Below are 23,117 nucleotides of genomic sequence, written 5' to 3'. Positions count from 1 at the left end.
CGTCAGCCGTCCGCCGGGGCCCGCTCCATCGCGGCGCGGAACGCCTCGTAGCCCCGCACCCCGGCCTTGTCCCGCACGCCCCGGTGGTTCACTCTGCGACGGGTGGCCCAGGCACTCCACAGCCCGGCCACCACCGCGCCGGCGACGGGGATCAGCAGCCACACGAGAACCGCCATGACCTACCTCCCACCTCGGGCGGACGTACCACCAACGCTCGGTCGTGGGAACGGGTTACGCAACCGGAGTAACTTGCTCGATGATCTTCCCACGCACTACGCGCAGGCCCCCACCCATTCCTGGGTCCCGTCCGCGAAGGACTGGTGCTTCCAGATCGGGACCTCCCGCTTGAGGTCGTCGATCAGACGGCGGGCGGCGTCGAACGCCTCGCCGCGGTGCGGGCAGGCGACCGCCACGATCACCGCGAGGTCGCCGACGCCCAGGTCGCCGACCCGGTGCACGGCTGCCAGCGCCTCCACGGGGAAGTCCGCCACGACCTTCTCGGCGACCCGCCGCAGCTCGCCTTCCGCGCTGGGGTGCGCCGAGTAGGCCAGTGAGGTGACGGCCGGCCCCTTGGCGTCCCCGTCGTGGTCGCGGACCGTGCCGACGAACAACGCGGTGCCGCCGGCCCGCTCGTGGCCCACCGCCGCGAAGACCTCGTCCACGGACAGCGGGGTGTCACGGATCGCGAGCAACCGGATCGGCTCCGCGCGGTCGGCACGGCTTTCGGGAGGCGTGGAAGTGGGCCCAGTCATGCCCCCATGCTGCCCCATCGAACGCCCGCTCAACGACGCCGGCTGCGCCTCGCCCGCCGCACCAGGGCCGCCGTGCCCACCAGCGCCACCGTCGCGCCGGCCGCGCCGAGCGTTGTCGCGGCGTCCTTGCGGCCGAGCCGGCGGCCGGCCACCGTGTGCCGGCCCGCGACCTCGGCGAGCAGCTCGGCCAGCACCTCCTCGTTGCTCCAGCGCGGCCGCCAGCCCGCCTCGTACAGCTTGCTGCCGCTGACCACCCAGGGGTGCATGGTGTAGGCGAGGTCGCCGGCCGGGGACGGGGTGAGGCCGAGCCGGTGCAGCCGGGCCGCGGCGCCGAGGGCCACCGAGGGCGGCAGCTCCATCCGCCGGATCCCGGTCAGCTCCTCGACCTCCTCCTGCTCCAGCCAGCCGTCGCAGCCCACCGCCAGCTCGCCCTCCACCCGGTCGAGGACGGCGAACTCCAGGGCGCTGACCAGGTCGTCCACATGGCAGAACTGCCAGCGCGGCCGGGAGCCGGCCACCACGAGCAGCCGCGGCGACTCGAAGTACCTGGTGAGCGCGGTGTCGGTGCCGCCGACCAGCACGGCGGGGCGCAGCACCGTGACGTTGAGCCCGGGGTGGGCGCGCGGCGCGCGGCGCGCCAGGCGCTCGATCTCCAGCAGGTCGCCGACGCAGGTGGCGTCGGCGGTGGCGCGCAGCTCGGCCTCCTCGGCCAGCGGCACGTCGTTGTCCGGCAGCGCGCCGTAGACCATGGCCGAGGTGCACAGCACGACGCGCCGCACCCCGGCGGCCGCGGCGGCGGTCAGCACGGTCTGGGTGCCGCGCACGTTGTACGCGGTGCGGGCGGCCGGGTCGGACTCCAGGTCCAGGTCGAGGGCGAGGTGCACCACCACGTCCACCGGGCCCTGCGTCCCCTCGCGGTCCCGGTCGCGCCCGCCCTCGCGGCGCAACGGCCCGCGGGCGGCGCCCGAGGTGCGCAGCAGGTCGGCGATGGCCGGGTCGCGGACGTCCAGCGTGTGCCACTCGGCACCCTTGGCGTCGCCGACGCGCTCGTCGAGGGCGAGCACCCGCTTCACCTCGTCTGCGGCCAGCAGACGCTCGGTGAGCAGGGCGCCCACCCCGCTCGCGGCACCGGTGACGGCGACGGTCAGCGGGGCCGCGGGGCCGTTTCGCGCTGCGCGAACGGCTGGCTCCGGGGAACTCACAGGACTTCTCCAGCGGTTGTTTCTGGTACGACGTGCGCACGCCCATCCTGCCTGAGAGGTGTCTAGGCTGGAGGCAGAGACCAGCGATCGGGCAGCCACGTTGGTTCCGTCCGACACACAGAGCCGAGGATTCCCGTGAGTGACTTTCCCTTCGGATTCGGCCTCCCCCCGGAGGAGCCGGATGATGGTGAATCCGGCAAGAAGCGCGGTGGTGGCGGCGCCGGGGGACAGGGCGGCCGTGGGCAGGGGCCCGCGGACAACCCGCTGGCCGCGCTGTTCGGCTCGATGGGCGCCGGCGGCCAGCTGAACCCGCAGGACCTGGGCGCGGCCTTCCAGCAGCTCGGCCAGATGCTGTCGTACGAGGGTGGCCCGGTGAACTGGGAGCTGGCCCGTTCGGTGGCCCGGCAGACGGTGGCGCAGGGCGCGCAGGACGGCTCGCGGGACCAGAGCGTGTCCTCGCCCGAGCGGGCGCAGGTCGAGGAGGCCGTGCGGCTGGCCGACCTGTGGCTGGACGGCGTCACCTCGCTGCCCTCCGGTTCCGGCTCGGCGGTGGCCTGGAGCCGGGCCGAGTGGGTCGAGGCGACGCTTCCGGTGTGGCGGGAGCTGGTGGACCCGGTCGCGGAGCGCGTCGGCGCCGCCATGGGCGACGTGCTGCCCCAGGAGATGCAGGCGATGGCCGGGCCGCTGATCGGCATGATGCGCTCGATGGGCGGCGCCATGTTCGGCACCCAGATCGGGCAGGCGGTCGGCGTGCTCGCCGGCGAGGTGGTCGGCTCGACGGACGTGGGGCTGCCGCTCGGGCCGGCCGGCAAGGCCGCGCTGCTCCCGCAGAACGTGGCGGCCTTCGGCGCCGGGCTCGGCGTGCCGCAGGAGGAGGTCAGGCTCTACCTGGCGCTGCGGGAGGCCGCGCACCAGCGGCTCTTCGCGCACGTGCCGTGGCTGAGGTCGCACCTGTTCGGCGCGGTCGACGGGTACGCGCGGGGCATCCAGGTGGACACCGGCAAGCTGGAGGACCTGGTCGGCCAGCTCGACCCGACGCGGCCCGAGGAGATGCAGGAGAAGCTCCAGCAGGGCCTGTTCCAGCCGGAGGACACGCCGCAGCAGAAGGCGGCCCTGGCCCGCCTGGAGACGGCGCTCGCGCTGGTGGAGGGCTGGGTGGACGCGGTGGTGTTCGCCGCCGCCGAGCCGCACCTGCCGTCGGCCGGGGCGCTGCGGGAGACGCTGCGGCGGCGCCGGGCCTCGGGCGGCCCCGCGGAGCAGACGTTCGCCACGCTGATCGGGCTTGAGCTGCGGCCGCGCCGGCTGCGGGACGCGGCGCGGCTGTGGGCCTCCCTCACGGACGCGCGCGGGGCGCAGGGGCGGGACGCGCTGTGGGCGCACCCGGACATGCTGCCGACGGCCGAGGACCTGGACGACCCGGACGGCTTCGTGCACCGGGAGCAGCTGGACTTCTCGGAGCTGGACCGGATGCTGGGCGACGCGGCGGGCGAGGACGGCCCCCGTCTTGAGAAGCCCGGCGATGGTGAGCACGGCGAGAACGGCGACACCGGCGCGAAGGACCAGAAGGACGAGGACGGCGGCGACGGCAAGGGCGGCCGGGGCGAGTGAGCCTGCACGAGGACGCCAGCCGCGTGCTGCGCGAGTGGTCGGCGCCCGACGCGGCGCAGGAGGAGCTGCGGACCGCGTACGGCCGCCACCTCGCGACCCATGAGGACGGCGTGTGGCGGTCCTGCGGCGCCGGCCACATCACGGCGAGCGCGCTGGTGATCGACCCGGCAGGGGAGCGGGTGCTGCTCACCCTCCACCCCAAGATCGGGGCGTGGCTGCAGACCGGCGGGCACTGCGAGCCGTCGGATGCCACGCTGGCCGAGGCCGCGCTACGGGAGGCCACCGAGGAGTCCGGCATCGAGGGGCTGCGGCTGCTGCCCCGGCCCGCCGGCCTCGACCGGCACCGCACGCCCTGCGCCGTCCACCTGGACGTGCAGTACGCGGCGGTGGCGCCCGCCGGGGCCCGGCCGGCGATCAGCGACGAGTCGCTCGACCTGCGGTGGTTCCACTACGACGAGGTGCCGGCGGTGGCCGACCCCTCCGTCGTCCGGCTCACGGCGCGGGCCCGCGCCCTGCTGTGACCGCGCCGGCCCCCGCGGCCACGGCTCAGCGGGGGCCCCAGGCGCCGCCCTGGTGCAGGCCCGGCGTGCCGTCCTGACGGAACTGGCCGCCGAGCTGCTGGCCGAACGAGGTGTGCAGCGGCGGCATCAGCTCGCTCGGCTGGACGACCACGTGGCCCTCGCCCATGAAGCTCAGCTCCCAGCCCTCGCCGGTGTCGCCCCGGCGCCGCCATGCGGACCGGTTGCTGGTCTGGGCCTGTGCCTGCACCCGCAGCGACGAGGACCAGGCCACCACGGCGTCCGCGTCGGCGCTCACGTAGTTCTCCGGGGAGACGCGCATGACCAGCGGGAAGCCGGAGGTGGTGATGGCGACCTTGCCCTGCCCCGCGATGACCAGGTTGTACGCGCCGACGCCGGGTATGCCGTACTGGCTGTCGACGGCGACGACGTCCCAGTGCAGGTGGGCGTCGAGGGCGAGCACGTAGGAGCTGTCGACGGTCAGGCCCTCGTGGTCGACGTCGAGCACGTGCACGTGCTGGGCCAGGTTGGCGAGGTAGACGGCGCCCTGACCGAAGCAGCGCATCAGCGGCAGCACCTCGCCGGTGGCCCACTGGCTGTGCTGCTGTCGCCGGGACTGGTGCTCCCCGTCGAACTCCACCATGCCCTCGAAGGCCACCATGCTGCCGGTCCTGGCGAGCACGTCCACGCCGCGGGTCAGGTTGACCCGGAGCATGTGGGCGCCCTGGGGCGCGAAGTGCTCCTCGGTCTGGTTGACGGTGTGGTTGAAGATCGGGCTCTGCATCTGCCGTGTCCCCCGCGTCAGTTCTGTCGGCCGAGCCGGTCGGTGGAGTCCTCGCTGGGCTGCACGACGACGAAGCCCTGTCCGGAGAAGGCCAGTTGGTAGGCCTCGCCGCTGCCGCGCCCGAGCAGCGAGCTGGCCTTGAAGCTGCGCTTGCCGGTGACCTGCAGGCCCGTGGACCAGGCGACCAGCGCGTCGGGGTCGACAAGGGTCTCGCCGGCCCGGCCGCAGTCCACGACCACCGGGGTGCCGCGGCTGGTGACGGCCACCCAACCGGTCCCGGATATGCCGAGGTTGAACAGGCCCTGACCGGCGAACTTGGCGATCCCCTTGACCCGCTGCACGCCCCACTCGAGGTGGGCGTCGAAGGCCAGGACGTTGCTGGCGTTCACCGACAGGTTGTCGTGTCGGAGGGGGAGGCAGACGACGTTCGCGCCGTAGTCGGCGAGGTAGAGCAGGCCGTCGCCGAAGCACTTCATCAGCGGCACGCTCTCGCCGGCCAGCCGGCCGGCGATGGCCTGACCGAGCGCCGCCGGGTTGGACTCGTACTGGACGAAGCCCTCGTAGGCGATCATCGAGCCGGTCCGCGCGAACAGGTCCTGGCCCTGCCGCATCGCGATCCTGGCGATGGCCGGGCCGTGGTTGTCCATCCGGGCGGCGGGGGCGGCCGGGGTGTACCCCGCGATCATGCGTTGGTCCATCACGGGCTCCCGTCAGATCTCGTAGGGCTGGACGATGGCGAAGTTCCCGGGGGCCCCGCGGAACTGGAGCTGGGTGGTCTCCCCCGTGTGGCCCGGATAGGCCTGCCGCCGCAGCCGGACCTGGTTGGCCACCAGCACCTGGGCGGCGGCCGACCAGGCGACGATCGCGTTGGCGTCGGCGAAGGTCATGGGCGTGACCGGCAGCACCAACGGCTCGCCCCTGGTGGTGATGACGACGGTGCCGTGGCCCTGGAACTGCAGCGCGAACAGCGACCCGCCGGGGATGCCGTGGCCGTCGATCCGACGCACCTCGGGCTCCAGGGTCTCGTCGAAGGCGAGCACGTGCTGCGAGGCGACGACGATGGCGTCGCCCTGCAACTCCACGGGGTGCAGCCGGACGGCCTCCTCGGCCAGGAACACCTGCCCGTTGCCGGTGCAGCGCATCATCGACGGCATGCCCTCGCCGGTGGCCCAGCGGGTCATCCGGCCCCGGAAGCCGGAGCTCTTGTAACCGAAGTCGACGTCGCCGTGGTACAGGACCATGCTGCCCTGCCGGGCGAGCACGGGCTGCCCGCCGCCCTGCGTGAGGTCGACCCGCACCAGCTCCGGATTCGGCTGACTCCACCGCCGGCCGTCCTCCACGCCCCGGTACCGCTCGAGCACCCCGCCCAGCGACGCGGCGCCCTGGCCGGGCTGACCGAAGCCACCCGCCCCCTGCGGGGGCACGACGGGGCCGCCGCCCGGCGCGCCGCCGAAGGGCGGCGCGACCGGGCCACCGGCGGGCGCGGGACCACCCACGCCGGGCGGCGCGAACCCCTGCGCGGGCGCAGGCACGGCATAGCCACCGCCAGCCGGTGGCGACGCCTGCGGTGCGACGGGGCCGCCGGCCACGCCCGGTGGCACGAACCCCTGCCCGGGTGGGGGCGCGGCATGGCCGCCAGGCCCCTGCGGGGCGCCGCCGAAGGGCGGCGCGAACCCCTGCCCGGGTGGCGGCGCGGCATAGCCGCCACCAGCCGGTACCGGTGCCTGCGGTGCGACATGGCCGCCTCCGGGCGACGACGGCGCAGGGCCGCCGAAGGGTGGCGCGGGTTGGCCGCCGCCGGGAGGCGGTGCCGGCTGGCCCGGCACCCCGAACGGCGCGGCCGGTGGCGCACCGCCGGCGGACGCCGGCTGCGGCGGGCCGCCGAAGGGCGGCGCGGCCTGCCCACCCGCGGCCTGACCGCCGGAGGCCCCCGCACCGGGGACGGCGAAGGGCGGTGGCCCGGACGCCGGCTGCGCCGGCGCTGGCGCTGGCTCGTCCTCCTCCACCTCGCCGCCGAAGTGGGTCAGGAGCGCCGCGAGGCCGCCGTCGAAGCCCTGGCCGACGGCGGCGAAGCGCCAGCCGTCCTTGCGGTAGAAGTCCCCCAGCATCACGGCCCGCTCGCTGCTGAACTCCGAGCCGTCGAACGCGTACCTGGCGACCTCCTCGCCGCCCGCCACGATGCGGATGCAGCCGGGCGCGGCCTGCGCCATCGTGCCGTCGCCGTCGATCGTCGCCGTGAACGCGAGCCGGTGGACCGAGGCCGGCACCCGGTCGAGCGTGACCCGGAACGACTCGGTGTCCCCCGCCTGGGCGCCCAGCAGTTGGAGCGACTCCTCGGGGGACTTCGGCTGGTTGTAGAAGATGAAGTAGCGGTCGTCCGAGAGCCGTTCGTCCGCGTCGAGACCGAAGCAGCTGATGTCGAAGACGAGTCCGGGCCCGGATATCTGCACGCCCACGTACAGGTCGGTGCCGAGCGTCAGATCACTCAGCCTGGCCTTCTGGCCGCGCTTGAAGTGCGTAACCATGCGAACGACCGTCCCCCCATCCGGTACCACGAACCTTCGGCGGGGCCAGACTAACCGCTGCCACCGACGATGAGGATCAGGACCGCAGCCACGGAATGTACGGGAGGCGCTCCGCGGCGACCACGCCCTCCAGGAAGCCCCGGGCGCGCTCGGTGCGCGGGTACCGGTCGAGGAGCCGCCAGAAGTCGTCGCCGTGGCCCGGCACCAGCAGGTGGGCCAGCTCGTGGAGCAGGACGTAGTCGATGACGTACTCGGGCATGCCCTGGAGGCGGTGCGAGAGCCGGATGCTGCCGAGCGCGGGGGTGCACGAGCCCCAGCGCGAGTTCTGGTTCGTGACCCACCGGACGCTGTCCGGCCGGGCGCGGCCCTGGAGGTAGCGCTCGGAGAGCTCGGTCGCGCGGCGTGCGAGGTCGTCGTCGTCGATGACCCGACGCTCTTCCTGGGCCGCGAGCTTGTCCAGCATCACGGAGACCCAGCGCTGCTCCTCGTCCACGCTCATGCGGGCCGGGATCAGCACGATGGTGCGGTCACCCTCGCGGTAGGCGGAGACCGTGCGCCGGCGCCGTGAGCTGCGGCGGACCTCGACCTGGTCGGGTGAGTGCCCGGACACGTGCCGGTGGGTGTCCAGCGCCGTTCTGCCCGCCGAGGGCACGCGCTGCGACGGGCCGGCGGTGTTCAGCGGTTCGCCGGGCACACTTCGACGTTACCCGGTGCGAGACGGATATGTCCCGCCTGAAGATGCTGGTGAGAGCGGAGCGCGCGCCAACCGTCCACAGCTGCGCCCTGTTTATAGGACTATCTCCGCTTCCTGTGGAAAACATCACACCCGCGCCCGATGTCCGGCCGCATCATGTCGCCATGCACCCCATGATCAAGCCCGCCCTCCGCCGCAGCTGGCGCGACCGCCACACCGTCCGCTACGGAGTGACCCCCTCGCACTCGGTGCTCTTCGGCCCGCTGGACACGGCGACCGAGATGTTCCTGACCCTGCTCGACGGCACGCGTGGGCTGCCCACGCTGCGCGAGGCCGCCGCCTCGCTCGGCCTCGGCCGGGCGGCGGCCGACCGGCTCGCCGGCCAGCTCGCCGCGGCCGGTGTGCTGGACGACGCCACCGCGCAGCGGGAGGCGGCGGCCGAGGTCACGGAGGCGCTGCGGCCGGACCTGGCCTCGCTCTCGCTGCTTGATCCGGAGCCGGGCGGCGGGCTGCGGCGGCTGCTCGACCGGCGGCGCGCCTGGGTCCAGGTGCGGGGCGCCGGCCGGGTCGGGATGGCGGTCGCCACGGCGCTGGCCCAGGCGGGCGTGGGGCGCGTCGAGGTGGTGGACGGCGGCCGGGTGGAGCCGGTGGATCTCACGGCGGGCGGTCCGCGCCCGGAGCACGTCGGGCAGCGGAGATCGGTGGCGGCCCGCGGGCTGCTGCGGGCGGTGGCGCCCTGGCGCCGCGGCCGGGGCGGCCCGGCGGGGGGCAGCGCGGGCGAGCCGGCGGGGGCGCGGCTGGTGATCTTCGCGCCCCGCGACGGTCTCGCGGCCTACGCCCCCGATCCGGCGCCGGCCGAGGAGCTGGTCTCGTCCGGCACACCCCATCTGTACGCGGGCGTGGTGGAGGCCACCGGCTTCGTGGGCCCGCTGGTGCTGCCGGGGGCCACGGGCTGCGCCGGCTGCCTGCTGCGCTGCCGGGCTCGCGTCGAGCCAGGCTGGCCACTGCTGGTCGGCCAGTGGCGGAACGGGCGCCCGGCAGGCGTGCCCGCCTGTGACGGAGCCCTGGCCACGGCGGTGGCCGGTCTCGCCGCCTGCGCCGCCCTCGGCTTCCTGGACGGCACGGCGCCCCGGGGCCCGGCCACCCGCACCGAGTTGGTGCTGCCCGGCCCCTCGGTGGCCGAGCATCCGATCGAGCCGCACGCCGAGTGTCCCTGCCGCGCCGCACAGCCGGCCCGCGCGCCGTGACCAGGGGCCACAATGGCGGGTAGGACCGCGACGACCGCCTGGTTGGGGCGCGCGCGTATGGGAGTTGGAGGGGACGCCATGTCTGACCTACCCCGTAAGGCGGTGACCAGGACCGCGAAGCTCGCCACCCTGCCACTGAGCTTCGCCGGCCGGGCGACGTGGAGTCTGGGGAAGCGGATCGGTGGCCGGTCCGCCGAGCTGGTGGGCAGCGAGCTGCAGCAGCGCACGGCCGAGCAGCTGTTCAGCGTGCTCGGCGAGCTCAAGGGCGGCGCGATGAAGCTGGGGCAGGCGCTCTCGGTCTTCGAGTCGGCGTTGCCGGAGTCCATGGCCGGCCCCTACCGGGCCGCGCTGACCAAGCTCCAGGACGCGGCGCCGCCGTTGCCCACCGCCTCGGTGCGGGCGGCCCTCGCGGAGCGGCTCGGCGAGGACTGGCGGGAGCTGTTCCAGGAGTTCGACGAGCGGCCGGCGGCGGCCGCCTCGATCGGCCAGGTGCACCGGGCCGTCTGGCACGACGGTCGCGAGGTGGCCGTGAAGCTCCAGTATCCGGGGGCGGGCGAGGCCCTGCTGTCGGACCTGACGCAGCTGGGCCGCTTCGCCCGGCTGTTGGGGCCGCTGATCCCCGGCATGGATCTCAAACCGCTGATCGAGGAGTTGCGGGAGCGGGTCGCCGAGGAGTTGGACTACGGCCTGGAGGCGGAGGCACAGCGGGCCTACGCGGAGGAGTTCCGTGACGATCCCGGGGTGCTCGTCCCCGGGGTGGTGTGCCAGCGGGAGCAGGTGCTGGTCACCGAGTGGCTCGACGGGATACCGCTGTCCCGGGTGATCGCCGAGGGCGCCCCGGAGGAGCGGGACCGGGCGGGGCAGTTGCTGGCGCGCTTCCTGTTCTCCGGCACCGCACGCACCGGCCTGCTGCACGCGGACGCCCACCCGGGGAACTTCCGGCTGGTGCCGGGGCCGGCCGGGGAGCCGGTGTCCTCCTGGCGGCTCGGCGTCATGGACTTCGGCGCGGTGAACCGGCTGCCGGGCGGGCTGCCGCCGGTGATCGGCGAGGCGCTGCGGATGTCGCTCGACGGGCAGGCGGAGGAGGTGCACGCCCGGCTGGTGGCCGAGGGGTTCGTGAAGCCGTCGATCGAGCTCGACCCGCAGGCGGTGCTGGACTACCTGCTGCCGATCATCGAGCCGGCGCGGGTGGAGGAGTTCACCTTCAGCCGGGAGTGGCTGCGGGAGCAGGCGGCCCGGATCGCCGATCCCCGGTCGGCGGCCCACCAGTTGGGGCGCCGGCTGAACCTGCCGCCCTCGTACCTGCTGATCCACCGGGTGACGCTCAGCACCATAGGCGTGCTGTGCCAGCTCGGCGCCACGGTCCGGATGCGGGACGAGCTGGCCGCCGGCCTGCCGGGGTTCGAACCGCCGGTGGAGCAGCCGGTGGAGAAAGCGGACCGGCCGGCCTGAGCCGAGGGTTCTCGGGCTCAGACCGGCCGGCCGGTCGGTGTGGGTCGGGTCATACGGTGTTCAGCGCGGCGTTACTGCATGACCGCCTGGGCCAGCGCCCGGCGGGCGCGGTGGGAGGCGCGCTCGGCACGCCGCTGGAGGCGGGCCGAGCGGCGGTGCAGCCGGTTGGCCAGCGCCAGCTGGCCGGCGGCACGTTGGGACTCCGCTTCGCGGGCTCGTTCGGCCATATGGGAGCGAGCGAGCGCTTCTGGGATGAGATGCAACTTCCTGGTCCTGTTCAGCTTCTGGCGCGGCGAGCGGGCCGCGGCCGGTTCTTCGGTGGGTCGTGTCATGGGGGGATCTTGTCGAGGGCCGTGTGCTGCCGGCCGGCCGATGGTGCCTGGGACGCTCATGCCGTGACCGGGTTCTTCCGGGGACGGCCACGGGGCCGCTTGCGGGGCACCACGACGCCCTGGACGAACAGCTCGCCGCCCCACACCCCCCAGGGCTCACGGCGGTCCTTGGCGCCGGCCAGGCAGGCCTCGCGCAGCGGGCAGGTCCCGCACAGCGACTTGGCGTACTCGACGTCCGCCGGGCTCTCCGCGAAGAACACCTCGGGGTCGTAGGAACGACAGGGGACGCCGGCGTCGAGCCGCTCGATGGCCTCGTCGAGCTCGTTCAGCGTGTACAGCGGGGTCACAGAAGTCTCCGGATCGGGTGGTGAGTTGAGATCAGGTCGGGCGGCGTACGGCGCGAGTGGCACGGTCATTCCTCGTGTCGTCGTAGTCGGTCTCCGGCTCGTGGCCGGAACTGGCTGGGCAAAACAGAAGGGCCGCGGATCCCGGTGTGGGTTCCGCGGCCCTGGAAGGTGCCGACCTGATCTCGCCGATCAGGCTGGATCACTCCAGGGATCGAGCCCGCGGAGGGCCCACATCGTGTGAAGCTGGGTCTTCTGCTGTCCAAAGAGCTGGTTTCCGGCGCCGGCCACGTTCGCGGTGGCATAGGCCCCCTTGGGGGCGGCCTCTACCACTGCCGCTGCGAGCGCCTGGGTCGGTCGCTCGCTGACGGAGGCCTCACGAATCGCGGCGGCGGCCGGACGCGCGGCCACGGCGGCGGACACACGGGTGCCCGACAGCCGGACAGCGCCATCGGACATGAGGAGGCCGACGAACACGCGGTCGATCATTTTGGTGGTGATGCTGGCCACGGGACTCGCCTCCTTCTGAGGTCTCGACGGGCAGTCTCAGCTGCTCACAACGGGCACTTCGGTACAGCTCAGTACAGCATGGCCGCGGGGAGTATGGGAAGCCTGCTTCGCAGACTCCTCCGCCGCCGTGTGGAGCACGCTATGCGCACCTCTCCGGCGGGCGCAAACTATTTTTCCGAGGATTCGGGAGAAGGATCGGTAACGGTCTCCGGCAGAGGCTGCCCCGCACACATGGCGAGCACGTCGGGCCCGAACTGACGCAGCTTGTGCGGCCCCACGCCGGAGATCCGGCCGAGCTCGCGCTCGGACCCCGGCACGCTCTCGGCGATCGCCATCAGCGTGACGTCGGTGAACACGGTGTACGGCGGGCGGCCCAACTCCCGCGCCCGCTCGAGCCGCCACTCCCGCAGCCGCTCGAACAGCTCCTCGTCCATGGAGGACGGGCAGTCCGCGCAACGCCGCAGCTTGATTTCGGCCGCCTCGGTGAGGGTTCGCCCGCACTCCCGGCACATGACGGGCCCCCGCTGCCTGCGCCCGCGCGCGCCAGAACCGCGCTCCACGCCCCCGCCGCCACCGGCGCCCGCCCCCCTGGCGGCGGAGGATCCCGGCCGCAGCCCGTCGAGGAAGCGGCTCGGCCGGCGCGAGGCACGGCCGCCGGGAGAGCGCGCCAGCGACCAGGACAGCGTCAGGTCGCGCCGCGCCCTGGTGACGCCCACATACAGCAGGCGCCGCTCCTCCTCGATCTGCTCCGGCGTCTTGGCGTGGGTGATCGGCAGCATGCCGTCGGTCAGGCCGACCAGGAACACCGCGTCCCACTCCAGGCCCTTGGCGGTGTGCAGCGAGGCCAGCGTGACCCCCTCCACGGTCGGCGCGTGCTGGGCGGCGGCCCGCTCGTCGAGCTCGGCCACGAAGTCCCGCAGCGTGGCCCCCGGCCTCGACCGCTCGAACTCCTCGGCGAGCCGCACCAGCGAGCTCAGCGAGTCCCACCGCTGGCGGACCGCGCCGGAGCCCGAGGGCGGCGTGGGCGTCCACCCGGCGGTGGCCAGCACGGCGCCCACCTGCCCGCGCAGGCCCTCGTCGGCCGCCTCTTCGAGCACCCGGTCGTTCCCCCCGGCGCGGGCCGCGCCGCGCAGCGCGAGACCGGCCTGCCGGATCTCGGGCCGCTCGAAGAACCGCTCGGCGCCCCTGACCTGGTAGGGCACCCCGGCGTCGGCGAGGGCCTGCTCGTAGATCTCGGACTGGGCGTTGATCCGGAAGAGCACGGCGATCTCGCTGGCCGGCACCCCGCCGCCGCCCTCCGCGACCGGGGTCAGCAGCTGGCGGATCCGCCTGGCGGTCGCCTCGGCCTCCGCCGGCTCGTCCGGGTGCTCGGCGTAGACCGGCTCGGGGCCCGCGGGGCGCTGGGAGACCAGCTCCAGGCGGTTCTCCGCGGCCCGGCCACGGGCCTGGGCGAGCAGCCCGTTGGCCAGGTGCACCACCTGCGGCGTGGAGCGGTAGTCCCGCACCAGCTTGACCACGGTGGCCTCCGGGTGGTGGAGCCGGAAGTTGAGCAGGTGCTCGGGGGTGGCGCCGGTGAAGGAGTAGATCGTCTGGCTGGCGTCCCCGACGACGCACAGGCTGTCCCGCTCGCCGAGCCACAGCTGGAGCAGCCGCTGCTGGAGCGGGCTGACGTCCTGGTACTCGTCGACCACGAAGTGCTGGTACTGGCGGCGCACCGTCTCCGCGATGTCGTGCCGGTCGGTGAGGATGCCGACCGTCAGCAGCAGCACGTCCTCGAAGTCGATCACCCCGCGGTCCCGCTTGAGCTGCTCGTACGTGGCGTAGATCCGGCTGACCTGGGCCGGGTCGGCCGACACCTCGCGGCCGGCCTTGGCGAGCACCGCCGGGTACTCCTCGGGGACGGTCTGGGTCATCTTGGCCCACTCGATCTCCCCGGTGACCTCCCGGAGCTCGGCCCGCTCCAGGCGCACCCGGTTCCGCGCGGCCGCCTCGGCGACCAGCTGGATCTTGCGCTCCTCGAGGCGCGGTGCCTCGCCGCCCACCGCCTTCGGCCAGAAGTACTGGAGCTGCCGCAGCGCCGCCGAGTGGAAGGTGCGCGCCTGGACGCCGCCCGCGCCGAGCTGGCGCAGCCGCCCGCGCATCTCGCCCGCGGCCCGCTGCGTGAAGGTGACGGCGAGCACCGTGGCCGGCTGGTACACGCCGGCCAGCACGCCGTAGGCGATGCGGTGGGTGATCGCCCGGGTCTTGCCCGTGCCGGCGCCGGCCAGCACGCACACCGGCCCGTGCAGGGTGGTGGCCACCGCGCGCTGCTCCGGATCGAGCCCGGCGAGCACGGCGTCGGCGGAGCCGGCGGCCGACGGGTCGGGTTCCGATGGGAGGGGCGAGGCGTGCGGTGCTGATGTCACCCCGCCATGCTGCCAGGTCCCCGGAGGCGCGTGGGGCGGGTTGTCCACAGCCCGTGGAATTCGTCGTACCGGCTCGTGTGTTGTGCTGGTGCCAGAACAGCACCCGGACCGGGACGACGAAGGAGCAGCACGATGCAGGGCACCGTGACGATGTACAGCACGGCGTGGTGCGGCTACTGCCGCCGGCTCAAGAGCCAGCTGGAGCGCGAGGGCATCGCCTTCACCGAGATCGACATCGAGCAGGACCCGAGCGCGGTGGCCCTGGTCGAGAAGGCCAACAACGGCAACCAGACGGTGCCGACCGTCGTCGTCCTGCCCGCCTCGGGCGGCGCCGAGGTCACCATGACCAACCCGTCCCTGGCGCAGGTGAAGGAGGCGCTGGTCGGCGCCCCCGTCGCGGACTGACGCCCGCCAGGCGGGCCGCCGGCGCGCCCGCTACGCCAGCGGCTTGCCGTACCAGGACTCGATCAGCCGGGCCGCGATGGAGATCCCGGCCGGCGGCAGCACGTCGCCGGCCTCCATCGCGGCCCGCAGCTCGTCCCGCGAGAACCAGCGGGCCTCCTCGATCTCCTCGCCGTCCACCTGGAGCTCGAAGGAGGTGGCGCGCGCCACGAAGCCGAGCATCAGGCTGGACGGGAACGGCCACGGCTGGCTGGCGACGTACGACACCTCGCCGATCGCGACGCCGACCTCCTCGTGGACCTCGCGTATCACGGCCTCCTCGATCGACTCCCCCGGCTCCACGAAGCCGGCCAGGGTCGAGAAGCGGCCCTTGGGCCAGTGCATCTGCCGGCCGAGCAGCGCCCGGTCGTCCTCGTCGAGCACCAACATGATCACGGCCGGGTCGGTGCGCGGGTAGTGCTCGGCGCCGCACGCCGGGCAGCGCCTGATGTGGCCGGCCGCCGCGATCACGGTGCGCTCGCCGCAGCGCGAGCAGAAGCGGTGCAGCCGCTGCCAGTTCTCCAGGGCCACGGCGTGCACCAGCAGCGCGTTGTCCCGGTCGGACAGCAGCGCGGCCGCCTCGCGCAGCCCGGCGGGCCGCGCCGCCTCGTCCATGCGGCCCGGCAGCGCGTCCTTCTGGAGCGCGAAGTACCGCACGCCGGCGGCGTCGGTGCCCAGGAAGTACCGGTGGGCCTCGGTGAGCGGGGCGTCGAACGACGGCATCATGACCAGCTCGGTCCGCCCGTCGTCGGTGTCCTCGATCAGCGCCTGGCCGCCGGAGACCACGAACACCCGGGTGGTGGGATGGCTCCAGGCCGCCCCCAGCCACGCCTCGTCGAGGCGGTGCCCGGTGCCGCGGTCGATGCCGCCGGTGCCGGTGAGAGGGATCGGCTGGACCGCGTTGTCCGAGGTGGTACGCATACTCAGAAGCCTAACCGGGCTCGTTGGGCTCCCAGGAATCCTCCCCCAGCAGCAACCGCTCGATTCCGCGCCTGCCGGGCAGCACGCTCGGCCGCACCAACTCGCCGCTGCGCACGTAGAGGAAGGCCGCGCTGACCTGCCCGAGCCGCAGCCCGTGCCGCTCGGCCCAGGCCAGTCGGTAGATCGCCAGCTGGAGCGGGTCGGCCTCCTGGCGGCGCGCCGTCTTCCAGTCGATGATCTCGAAGCCGCCGCTCGGCGTGCGGTAGACGGCGTCGATGCGGCCGCTGATCACCCGGCCGGCGAGCTGGATCTGGAACGGCGCCTCGACGCGGTACGGGCGGCGGGCCGCGTACGGCGTGCGGGCGAAGGCCTCCTTCAGCGCCTCCAGGTCCCGCTCGTCCCTGATCTCGGAGTCGGCGTCCGGCTCGCCACCCGGCAGCTCGTCCAGGCCGAGCATGGGCAGCGGCACCTCCTCGAACCGGGACTCGACCCAGGCGTGGAACCGGGTGCCGCGGCGGGCCGCCGGCTGTGGCGGGCGCGGCATGGGCCTGGCCAGCTCCCGGGCGAAGCCGTCCGGGTCGGCCGCGAGCCGCTGCACCTGCGAGGCCGAGAGGTTAAGCGGCAGCGGCACCTCGCGGACCGCCGACCTGGCCTGTCGCAGCTCGCCCGTCAGCGCCGCCAGGTCACGGTCCCAGGAAGCCACGGTGCGTTGCTCCTCCGGGGTGAGCTCGTCCTCCTCCGGGTCCGGTTCCGGGGTCTTTCCCGCCAGCCGGGCCAGCACCGCGCCGGCCGCCGCCCTGCGCCGTTCGAGGGCGACCGGGTCGAGCGGCAGCGGCCACGCCAGGTCGCGCTCGGGGGCGGCGAGCGCCGGGTTCTCCGCGTCCTCCGGCGGCTCGTCCGCCCAGACCTCGACCTCGCCGTGGTCGGGGCCAGCCTCGCAGTGGGCGCGCAGCGCGGTCAGGAAGTCCGAGGGGCCGCGCCGCTTCTTCTGGCTCGGCCCCCACCAGTGCCCGGAGCCGAGCAGCACGGCGCGCGGCCTGGTGAAGGCGACGTAGCCGAGCCGCAGCTCCTCAAGACGCAGCTGCTCGGCGACGGCGGCCACGTACTCCTTGTGCGCCGGCGCCGTCCACTCCTCGATCGCGGGCAGCGTCCCGGCGTCGCCGCGCAGCGGGTGCGGCAGCGTCCTGGCCTGCCGCAGCCAGGAGTCGCGGGAGGACCTGGCGGGGAAGACGCCCGCGCACAGCCCGGGCAGGGCGACCACGTCCCACTCCAGGCCCTTGGCCTTGTGCGCGGTGAGCACCTTCACGGTGTCCTCGCCGCCGGGCAGCGAGCCGTCGAGCCCCTTGTCGTACTGGGCGGCGGCGCGCAGGAAGCCGAGGAAGGCCGGCAGCGTGGCCTCGCCGTCGACGGCGGTGCCGGCCCGCCCGGCGGCGAAGCCGGCGGCCACGTCGAGGAAGGCGCTGAGCGTCTCCCGGCGGCGGGCCGCGAGCGCCTGTGGGGAGGCGGACAGCTCCACCTCGAGCCCGGTGACGGCCAGCACCCGGTGCAGCACGTCCATCAGCGGGTCGCCGAGCGAGCGCCGCAGCTCCCGGATCTCGGCGGCCAGGTGGGCGAAGCGGACGCGCGCCTCGGCGGAGAACGGCAGCCCGTCGTCGTCCCCGCCGCCAGGGCCGCCGTCGACGAAGGTGTCGAGCGCGTCGGCGAGCGAGGTGATCTCGGCCGGGTCGGTGCCCTCGACGGCGGCCGCGAGACGCTCGCCCTCGCCGGCCCCCTCGTCCACCCGGCGCACCAGCAGCCGGGCGCGCCGGCCGAGCAGCGCCAGGTCGCGCGGGCCGATCCGCCAGCGCGGGCCGGTCAGCAGCCGCACCAGCGCCGCGTTGGCGGTCGGGTCGGCGAGCACCTGGCAGACGGCCACCAGGTCGGCGACCTCGGGCAGGTGCAGCAACCCGGCGAGGCCCACCACCTCGACCGGCACGTCGCGCTCCACCAGCACCCGCTGGATGTCGGCGAACTCGGCGGCCGTGCGGCACAGCACGGCGATCTCGCCCGGCGGGGTGCCCGTCGCGACCCGGTGCGCGATCGCGTCGGCCAGCCAGGCCAGCTCCTCGGCGTACGTGGTGTGCAGGGCGCAGCGCACGACGCCGGCGAGCTCGGCGCCCTCGGCCGGGCGGAGCGGGACGACGGCCGGGTGCCGCTCGCGCAGCGGCGCGGACAGGCCGTTGGCGAGGGTGAGCAGCCGGCCGCCGCTGCGGCGGTTCTCGCTGAGGCTGTGCCGGTGGGCGGGCGAGCCGTCGCGCAGCGGGAAGTGTTCCGGGAAGTCGTCGAGGTTGGCGACGGAGGCGCCGCGCCAGCCGTAGATGGCCTGGCACGGGTCGCCGACGGCGGTGACGGCGTGGCCGGTGCCGCCGCCGAACAGGCCGGCCAGCATCACGCGCTGGGCGACGGAGGTGTCCTGGTACTCGTCGAGCAGCACCACGGCGAACTCCTCGCGCAGCAGCCGCCCGACCTCGGGCACCTCGCGGGCCAGCGCGGCGGCGAGCGCGATCTGGTCGCCGAAGTCCAGCAGGTCGCGGGCGCGTTTGCGGGCCCGGTACTCCTCGACGACGCCGAGCAGTTGGCCGCGGCCGAGCGCCGTCTGCGGCACCAGGCGCAGGTCGGCGTTGGTGAGCTCGGCGCGCTCGAGCTCGGCGAGCAGCGCGGTGTCGAAGGCGCGCAGCCGCTCGGGGCTCACCAGGTGCTCGGACAACTCGCCTTCGAGCGCGATGAGGTCGGTGACCAGCGTAGTGAACGAGACACCGGGCGGCTCGAAGTCGGGCGGCGCCGAGCGCAGCACCTCGGCCGCCAGCTGGAAGCGGCCGGCGTCGGCCAGCAGCCTGGCGGCTGGTTCGATGCCGAGCCGCAGCCCGTGGTCGCGCAGCAACTGGCCGGCGAACGCGTGGTAGGTGGAGATCCGCGGCTCGCCGCCCGGCTCCCCGGACTCGCCGGGCTCGGCCGCGGGGTCCGTGATGCCGGCCCTGGCGAGGGCCTTGCGGACCCGCTCCGAAAGCTCGCCCGCCGCCTTGTTGGTGAAGGTGAGGCCGAGCACCCGCTCGGGCGCCACCTGCCCGGTGCCGGTCAGCCACACCACCCGCGCCGCCATCACCGTCGTCTTGCCCGAGCCGGCGCCGGCCACGATCGCCTGTGGCTCGGGGGGCGCGGTGATGCACGCCAACTGCTCAGGGGTGAAAGGGATCCCGAGCAGCTCCTTGAGCTCCTCGGGGTCGGTGAGTCTGGCGGGCACCCGAGGAACCCTAGTCGCCCCCACCGACAGCCCTCACCGACGGCGGGGGGCGGGCGGCGCTACTCCACCACCTGTCGCCCCTCCGGCCTGGCGCTGCACGCGCCCCGGAAGGCGCAGCTGCCGCAGTGCTGTCCGGCGGCCGGCGAGAACCGCTCGTCGAGCACCTTCCCGGCCGCGGTGGCCAGGAGTTCGCCGACCCACTCGCCGTTGGTCGGGTCGAGCGGCGGCTGCCGCTGCACGGTGGGCAGCGCGTCACCGCCGTCCCGTTTGGGCGCGCCCTGCCGCAGGTGGACCAGTTCGGCGCCGGCGAGTTCTCCGCGTGGCTCCCCGGCCACCGCCTCGCCGTCCCGCACCGCGAGCTGGTAGACGGCGAGCTGCGGGTGCCGCTCGACCTCGGCCTTGGTGGGCCTGGTACGGCCGGTCTTGAAGTCCACGACGTAGACCCGGCCCTCGGCGTCCCGCTCGACCCGGTCGAGCACGCCGCGGATCCGCACCTGGTGCTCGCCGGCCGGCAGCGTGACCTCGAACTCCTGCTCGCTGGCGGCGGGTTCGCGGCCGTCCCGGCTCTGCAGCACGTGCCAGCGCAGGAAGCGCTCCAACGCGGCCCGCGCCTCGGTCTGTTCGCGGCGCGACTGCCAGGGCGCCTCGAAGGCGAGACCGTCCCAGACGGTGTCGAGGCGTTCCATCAGCACCGCGAGGTCGGCCGGCGTGGTGCCGGAGGCGACCTCGTCGGCGAGCACGTGCAGCACGTTGCCGAAGCCCTGGGCGGCGGTAGCCGGCGCGTCGGCGTGCACCTCGCGGCCCAGGAACCACTGCAGCGAGCAGGTGTTGACCAGCTGGTCGAGCGCGCTGCCGGTCAACGCCACCGGGCGCTCCGGGTCGCGCAGCGGCGCCGCGGAGCTGCTGGGGGCGCGCAGCCCCCACCACCGCTCCGGGTGCGCCGCGGGCGCCAGCGGATGCCCCTCCTCGTCCCGCAGCGCGGCCAGGTCGGCGAGCCGCCGGGCCGCGGCCCTGCGCAGCGCGGGCGACGCGGCCGGATCGACGGTGGTGGCGCGCAGCTCGGCGACCATCGCGGCCAGCGCCAGCGGTCGGTGCGGCCGACCGCTGACCTCCCGCGGCTCGACGCCGAGGTCCCGCAGGAAGCGGGACGGCTGGTCGCCGTCGTCCGCGCCCTGCACGGCCGTCACCACCAGGCGGTCCCTCGCCCGGGTCGCGGCCACGTAGAACAGCCGCCGCTCCTCGGCAAGCAGCGCGCCGGGGCTCAGCGGCTCGGCGAGCCCGTCGCGCCCGATCCGGTCGGCCTCCAGCAGCGAGCCGCGCCGCCGCAGGTCGGGCCAGAGGCCCTCCTGCACGCCGGCGACCACCACGAACGACCATTCGAGGCCCTTGGCCCGGTGCGCGGTCATCAGCCGCACCGCGTCCGGGCGGACGGCGCGCGCGGCGAGGGTGTCGGCGGCGATGTCGTGCGCGTCCAGCTCCTCCAGGAAGTTGCGCGCCCCTCGGCCGCCGAGGCGCTCCTCGGCGCGCGCCGCGGCCTCGAAGAGCGCGCAGATGGCGTCCAGGTCACGGTCCGCGTTCCGCCCGGCGGCTCCGCCGCGCCTGGCCGCCCGCTCCAGCCTGGCCGGCCACGAGGTGCCGTCCCACAGCAGCCACAGGGCCTCCTCGGCGCTGCCGCCGCCGGCCAGCAGCTCGCGCGCCTTGCGGAGCAGCAGCCCCAGCCGCTGCGCGCCCCCGGCGTACGCCGGCTCGTGCGTGACGAGCCGCTCCGGCTCGGCGAGCGCCCGCGCGATCAGCTCGTCGGACGGCGCCGGCACCGCGACGCCCGCGGCCCGCTCCTCGTTGCGCAGCGCGCGGCCGAGGCGCCGCAGGTCGGCGGCGTCCATGCCGCCGAGCGGCGAGGTGAGCAGTGTGAGCGCGGTCTCCGGCGGGAGCGCCTGCTCGGTCCCCGGCGGCTCAGCGACGGCGCGCAGCGCGGTGAGCAGCGGCGCGACGGCCGGCTCCTGGCGCAGCGGCAGGTCGTCGCCGTCGACCTCGAGCGGCACACCGGCCGAGGTGAGCGCCCGGCGCACGCCCGGGATGGAGCGCGAGCCGGCGCGCACCAGCACGGCCATCTCGCCCCACGGCACGCCGTCCTCCAGGTGCGCGCGGCGCAGCAGGTCGGCGATGTTGTCCAGTTCGGCGCCCGGCGTCGGGAAGGTGAAGGTCTCGACCCGGCCGCCGGCGCGCTCGGCCGTCAGCGCCCGGTGCCGGCGGACGGCGTCGGCCGGCAGCCTGGCCAGCGGCATCCGCTGGGTGAGCAGCCGGGTGGCGGCCAACAGCGCGGCGCCGCTGCGCCGGTTGGTGTCCAGCACGGCGACGGGCGCGGGCGCCCCGGCGCGGGTGCGGAAGACGTCGGGGAAGCCGAGGATCCCGTTCACGTCGGCGCCGCGGAAGGCGTAGATGGACTGGTCGGGGTCGCCGAACACCACCAGGTCGCGGCCGTCGCCCGCCAGCGCGCGCAACAGCGCCACCTGTGCCGGATCGGTGTCCTGGTACTCGTCGACGAAGACCGCGTCGTGGCGGGCGCGGACGGCGGCGGCGACCTCGGGCCGCTCGGCGAGCCGGACGGCGCCACGCACCAGCTCCGTGTAGTCGAGCACACCCTGGGCCTCGGTGACGTCCAGGTACTCGGTGAGGAAGTCGGCGGCGGCCGCCCAGTCGTCGCGCCCGGTGTCGCGGGCGAACGAGGCGAGCGTCTCGGGGTCGAGCCCCAGCTCGCGGGAGCGCGCGAGGACGGCGCGCAGCTCGTCCGCGAACCCGCGGGTGGTGAGCGCGGCGCGCAACTCGTCCGGCCAGTCGACGCCGTCCCCCCGCCAGTCGGGGTCCCGGTGGCCGGCGAGCAGTTCGCGCAGGTAGAGGTCCTGTTCTGGCCCGGAGAGCAGGCGCGGCGGCTCGGCGTAGAGCTCGCGGTCCTGGTGGGCACGGACGAAGGCGTAGGCGAAGGAGTGGAAAGTGGTGGCCCGCGGGGAACGACCTCCCATGCGGGCCGTCATCCGGCCCCGCAGCTCGGCCGCGGCCTTCCGGCTGAAGGTGAGCACCAGGATCCGCTCGGGCTCTGTGCCGTCGTCCACGCGCCGGGCGACGGACTCCACCAGCGTGGTGGTCTTGCCGGTGCCCGGGCCCGCGAGCACGAGCAGCGGTCCCCCGGGGTGGTCAACCACCGCGCGCTGGCTTGCGTCAACAGCAGGGACACGCGCGTCGACGACCGGGGTGCGTACCAGTCGATACGCTCCCGGCGCGGACGGTGGGCGGTCAGTGGACGGGACGGAGAGGCTCACGTGCATCGCGGATTCTCGGTGACGGTTGGGGAGACGGTACGCCAGTCGGCCCCCGGGACGCGACGGAATGGCGGAAGCTGGTGGGTGTGAGATCGGTACCGGCCTCAGCCACGGCCGTCCCAACGCGCCCGCCGCATGTCGAGCCGCTGCGTGCCGTCGGCCAGCGCGCGCAACGGCGTGCCCTCGGCCCGGTAGTGCTCCAACGCGCGGCGCTCGTGCCCGGGCAACGGCCGGCCGTCGGCGCGCACCACGCGCCACCACGGGACGGCGCCGCCGTAGACCGCCATCACGCGCCCGACCTGGCGCGGGCCGCCCTCGCCGACCCACTCGGCGACGTCCTTGTAGGTCAGCACGCGACCCGGCGGGATGCCCTCCACGGCGGTCAACACCCGATCGGCGTACTCCGGAAGTCGGTGGGTCTCTGCGTGGCCGGCCATGGCGCCCATGGTGCCGTATGTCACGGACCGCGCTCCTCGGCACGTCTCTCGTGTCACTATCGTCCCAAGGGCAGGGGGGAGAGCTGGTCGACAGCTCCTGCCAGAGGGGACTTTCAGGGAAGCGGCCAGTGATACGGGGCGAGGAAGAGAACGCGAAACCGCCTGTCGGCGGCGGGTGGCCGTCCACGGCTGCGGTCGGGGACGGCCACGCTCCGCGCGCGGGGCGCGCGAGCGCCGACCGCGCCGGGGGCGCGGAGGGCGGCACGGCCGACGATGAGCGTCCGCCGGACGCCGGCAGCGCGAAGCGGCGCGCCGGCGGCGGGCGGCCAGGGGGGGGCGCCGCCCGCG

Annotated in this window: 20 protein-coding genes; 5 read left to right on the top strand and 15 right to left on the bottom strand. The window is 74.8% G+C overall.

Annotated features, from left to right (window positions below):
• Positions 1 to 2: 2 nt before the first annotated feature.
• The 3 genes from ACFWI8_RS16310 to ACFWI8_RS16300 all read right to left on the bottom strand — a co-directional run bounded on the left by ACFWI8_RS16310 (position 3) and on the right by ACFWI8_RS16300 (position 1,954).
• A complete protein-coding gene (locus ACFWI8_RS16310; protein WP_387091216.1) occupies positions 3 to 176 on the bottom strand; it encodes a hypothetical protein in 174 nt (57 codons plus the stop codon).
• A gap of 96 nt (positions 177 to 272) precedes the next feature.
• The gene (locus tag ACFWI8_RS16305) at positions 273 to 752 is read right to left on the bottom strand and encodes a molybdenum cofactor biosynthesis protein MoaE (protein WP_387091213.1); all 480 of its coding nucleotides are present in this window, start codon (positions 750 to 752) and stop codon (positions 273 to 275) included.
• Positions 753 to 781: 29 nt separating this feature from the next.
• Positions 782 to 1,954 carry an NAD-dependent epimerase/dehydratase family protein gene (locus tag ACFWI8_RS16300; RefSeq protein WP_387091209.1) on the bottom strand — a complete coding sequence of 391 codons (1,173 nt, stop codon included), beginning with the start codon at positions 1,952 to 1,954 and terminating at the stop codon, positions 782 to 784.
• Between the two features lie 135 nt (positions 1,955 to 2,089).
• On the opposite strand from ACFWI8_RS16300, the gene ACFWI8_RS16295 reads away from it, so the two are divergent.
• A complete protein-coding gene (locus ACFWI8_RS16295) occupies positions 2,090 to 3,562 on the top strand; it encodes a zinc-dependent metalloprotease (protein WP_387091206.1) in 1,473 nt (490 codons plus the stop codon).
• Positions 3,559 to 4,083 (top strand): NUDIX hydrolase, encoded by a 525-nt coding sequence (locus ACFWI8_RS16290; protein WP_387091203.1) that lies wholly within the window; start codon positions 3,559 to 3,561, stop codon positions 4,081 to 4,083. Before ACFWI8_RS16295 ends, ACFWI8_RS16290 begins: the two co-directional genes overlap by 4 nt.
• A 25-nt stretch (positions 4,084 to 4,108) precedes the next feature.
• On the opposite strand, the gene ACFWI8_RS16285 is transcribed toward ACFWI8_RS16290, so the two are convergent.
• The 4 genes from ACFWI8_RS16285 to ACFWI8_RS16270 form a co-directional block, all read right to left on the bottom strand.
• Positions 4,109 to 4,864 (bottom strand): AIM24 family protein, encoded by a 756-nt coding sequence (locus ACFWI8_RS16285; RefSeq protein WP_387091200.1) that lies wholly within the window; start codon positions 4,862 to 4,864, stop codon positions 4,109 to 4,111.
• Between the two features lie 17 nt (positions 4,865 to 4,881).
• The gene (locus tag ACFWI8_RS16280; RefSeq protein WP_387091197.1) at positions 4,882 to 5,562 is read right to left on the bottom strand and encodes an AIM24 family protein; all 681 of its coding nucleotides are present in this window, start codon (positions 5,560 to 5,562) and stop codon (positions 4,882 to 4,884) included.
• Between the two features lie 12 nt (positions 5,563 to 5,574).
• A complete protein-coding gene (locus ACFWI8_RS16275; protein ID WP_387091194.1) occupies positions 5,575 to 7,389 on the bottom strand; it encodes a TerD family protein in 1,815 nt (604 codons plus the stop codon).
• Positions 7,390 to 7,465: 76 nt separating this feature from the next.
• Complete coding sequence (locus ACFWI8_RS16270) at positions 7,466 to 8,017, bottom strand: M48 family metallopeptidase (protein WP_387091443.1); 552 nt, start codon at positions 8,015 to 8,017, stop codon at positions 7,466 to 7,468.
• 230 nt (positions 8,018 to 8,247) lie between these two features.
• On the opposite strand from ACFWI8_RS16270, the gene ACFWI8_RS16265 reads away from it, so the two are divergent.
• The gene (locus tag ACFWI8_RS16265; RefSeq protein ID WP_387091191.1) at positions 8,248 to 9,330 is read left to right on the top strand and encodes a ThiF family adenylyltransferase; all 1,083 of its coding nucleotides are present in this window, start codon (positions 8,248 to 8,250) and stop codon (positions 9,328 to 9,330) included.
• Positions 9,331 to 9,408: 78 nt separating this feature from the next.
• Positions 9,409 to 10,782, top strand: a complete 1,374-nt coding sequence (locus ACFWI8_RS16260) for an ABC1 kinase family protein (protein ID WP_387091189.1) — start codon at positions 9,409 to 9,411, stop codon at positions 10,780 to 10,782.
• Between the two features lie 71 nt (positions 10,783 to 10,853).
• Here ACFWI8_RS16260 and ACFWI8_RS16255 read toward each other — a convergent pair whose 3' ends face one another.
• From ACFWI8_RS16255 to ACFWI8_RS16240, 4 genes are all read right to left on the bottom strand, one after another.
• Positions 10,854 to 11,174 (bottom strand): hypothetical protein, encoded by a 321-nt coding sequence (locus ACFWI8_RS16255; protein ID WP_387091186.1) that lies wholly within the window; start codon positions 11,172 to 11,174, stop codon positions 10,854 to 10,856.
• A complete protein-coding gene (locus ACFWI8_RS16250; RefSeq protein ID WP_387091183.1) occupies positions 11,171 to 11,530 on the bottom strand; it encodes a WhiB family transcriptional regulator in 360 nt (119 codons plus the stop codon). The genes ACFWI8_RS16255 and ACFWI8_RS16250 overlap by 4 nt, the downstream gene beginning before the upstream one ends.
• Before the next feature lie 120 nt (positions 11,531 to 11,650).
• Positions 11,651 to 11,968 carry a hypothetical protein gene (locus ACFWI8_RS16245; RefSeq protein WP_387091180.1) on the bottom strand — a complete coding sequence of 106 codons (318 nt, stop codon included), beginning with the start codon at positions 11,966 to 11,968 and terminating at the stop codon, positions 11,651 to 11,653.
• 167 nt (positions 11,969 to 12,135) lie between these two features.
• Positions 12,136 to 14,373 (bottom strand): ATP-dependent DNA helicase UvrD2, encoded by a 2,238-nt coding sequence (locus ACFWI8_RS16240; protein WP_387091177.1) that lies wholly within the window; start codon positions 14,371 to 14,373, stop codon positions 12,136 to 12,138.
• Between the two features lie 132 nt (positions 14,374 to 14,505).
• On the opposite strand from ACFWI8_RS16240, the gene ACFWI8_RS16235 reads away from it, so the two are divergent.
• Positions 14,506 to 14,778 (top strand): glutaredoxin family protein, encoded by a 273-nt coding sequence (locus tag ACFWI8_RS16235; RefSeq protein ID WP_387091174.1) that lies wholly within the window; start codon positions 14,506 to 14,508, stop codon positions 14,776 to 14,778.
• Between the two features lie 30 nt (positions 14,779 to 14,808).
• Here ACFWI8_RS16235 and nudC read toward each other — a convergent pair whose 3' ends face one another.
• The 4 genes from nudC to ACFWI8_RS16215 all read right to left on the bottom strand — a co-directional run bounded on the left by nudC (position 14,809) and on the right by ACFWI8_RS16215 (position 22,769).
• Entirely contained in the window at positions 14,809 to 15,735 is a 927-nt protein-coding gene (nudC, locus tag ACFWI8_RS16230; protein WP_387091171.1) for an NAD(+) diphosphatase, read from the bottom strand.
• Positions 15,736 to 15,745: 10 nt separating this feature from the next.
• Positions 15,746 to 19,015 (bottom strand): ATP-dependent helicase, encoded by a 3,270-nt coding sequence (locus ACFWI8_RS16225; RefSeq protein WP_387091168.1) that lies wholly within the window; start codon positions 19,013 to 19,015, stop codon positions 15,746 to 15,748.
• 59 nt (positions 19,016 to 19,074) lie between these two features.
• On the bottom strand, positions 19,075 to 22,338 hold the full coding sequence (locus ACFWI8_RS16220) for an ATP-dependent helicase (RefSeq protein WP_387091165.1): 3,264 nt from the start codon (positions 22,336 to 22,338) through the stop codon (positions 19,075 to 19,077).
• Positions 22,339 to 22,436: 98 nt separating this feature from the next.
• A complete protein-coding gene (locus ACFWI8_RS16215; RefSeq protein WP_387091440.1) occupies positions 22,437 to 22,769 on the bottom strand; it encodes an MGMT family protein in 333 nt (110 codons plus the stop codon).
• Between the last annotated feature and the right edge of the window lie 348 nt (positions 22,770 to 23,117).

This window comes from Streptomyces sp. NPDC127098 (genome assembly GCF_042722465.1).
GTDB lineage: Bacteria > Actinomycetota > Actinomycetes > Streptomycetales > Streptomycetaceae > Streptomyces > Streptomyces millisiae.
This window is presented reverse-complemented; position numbering and strand designations above follow the sequence as displayed.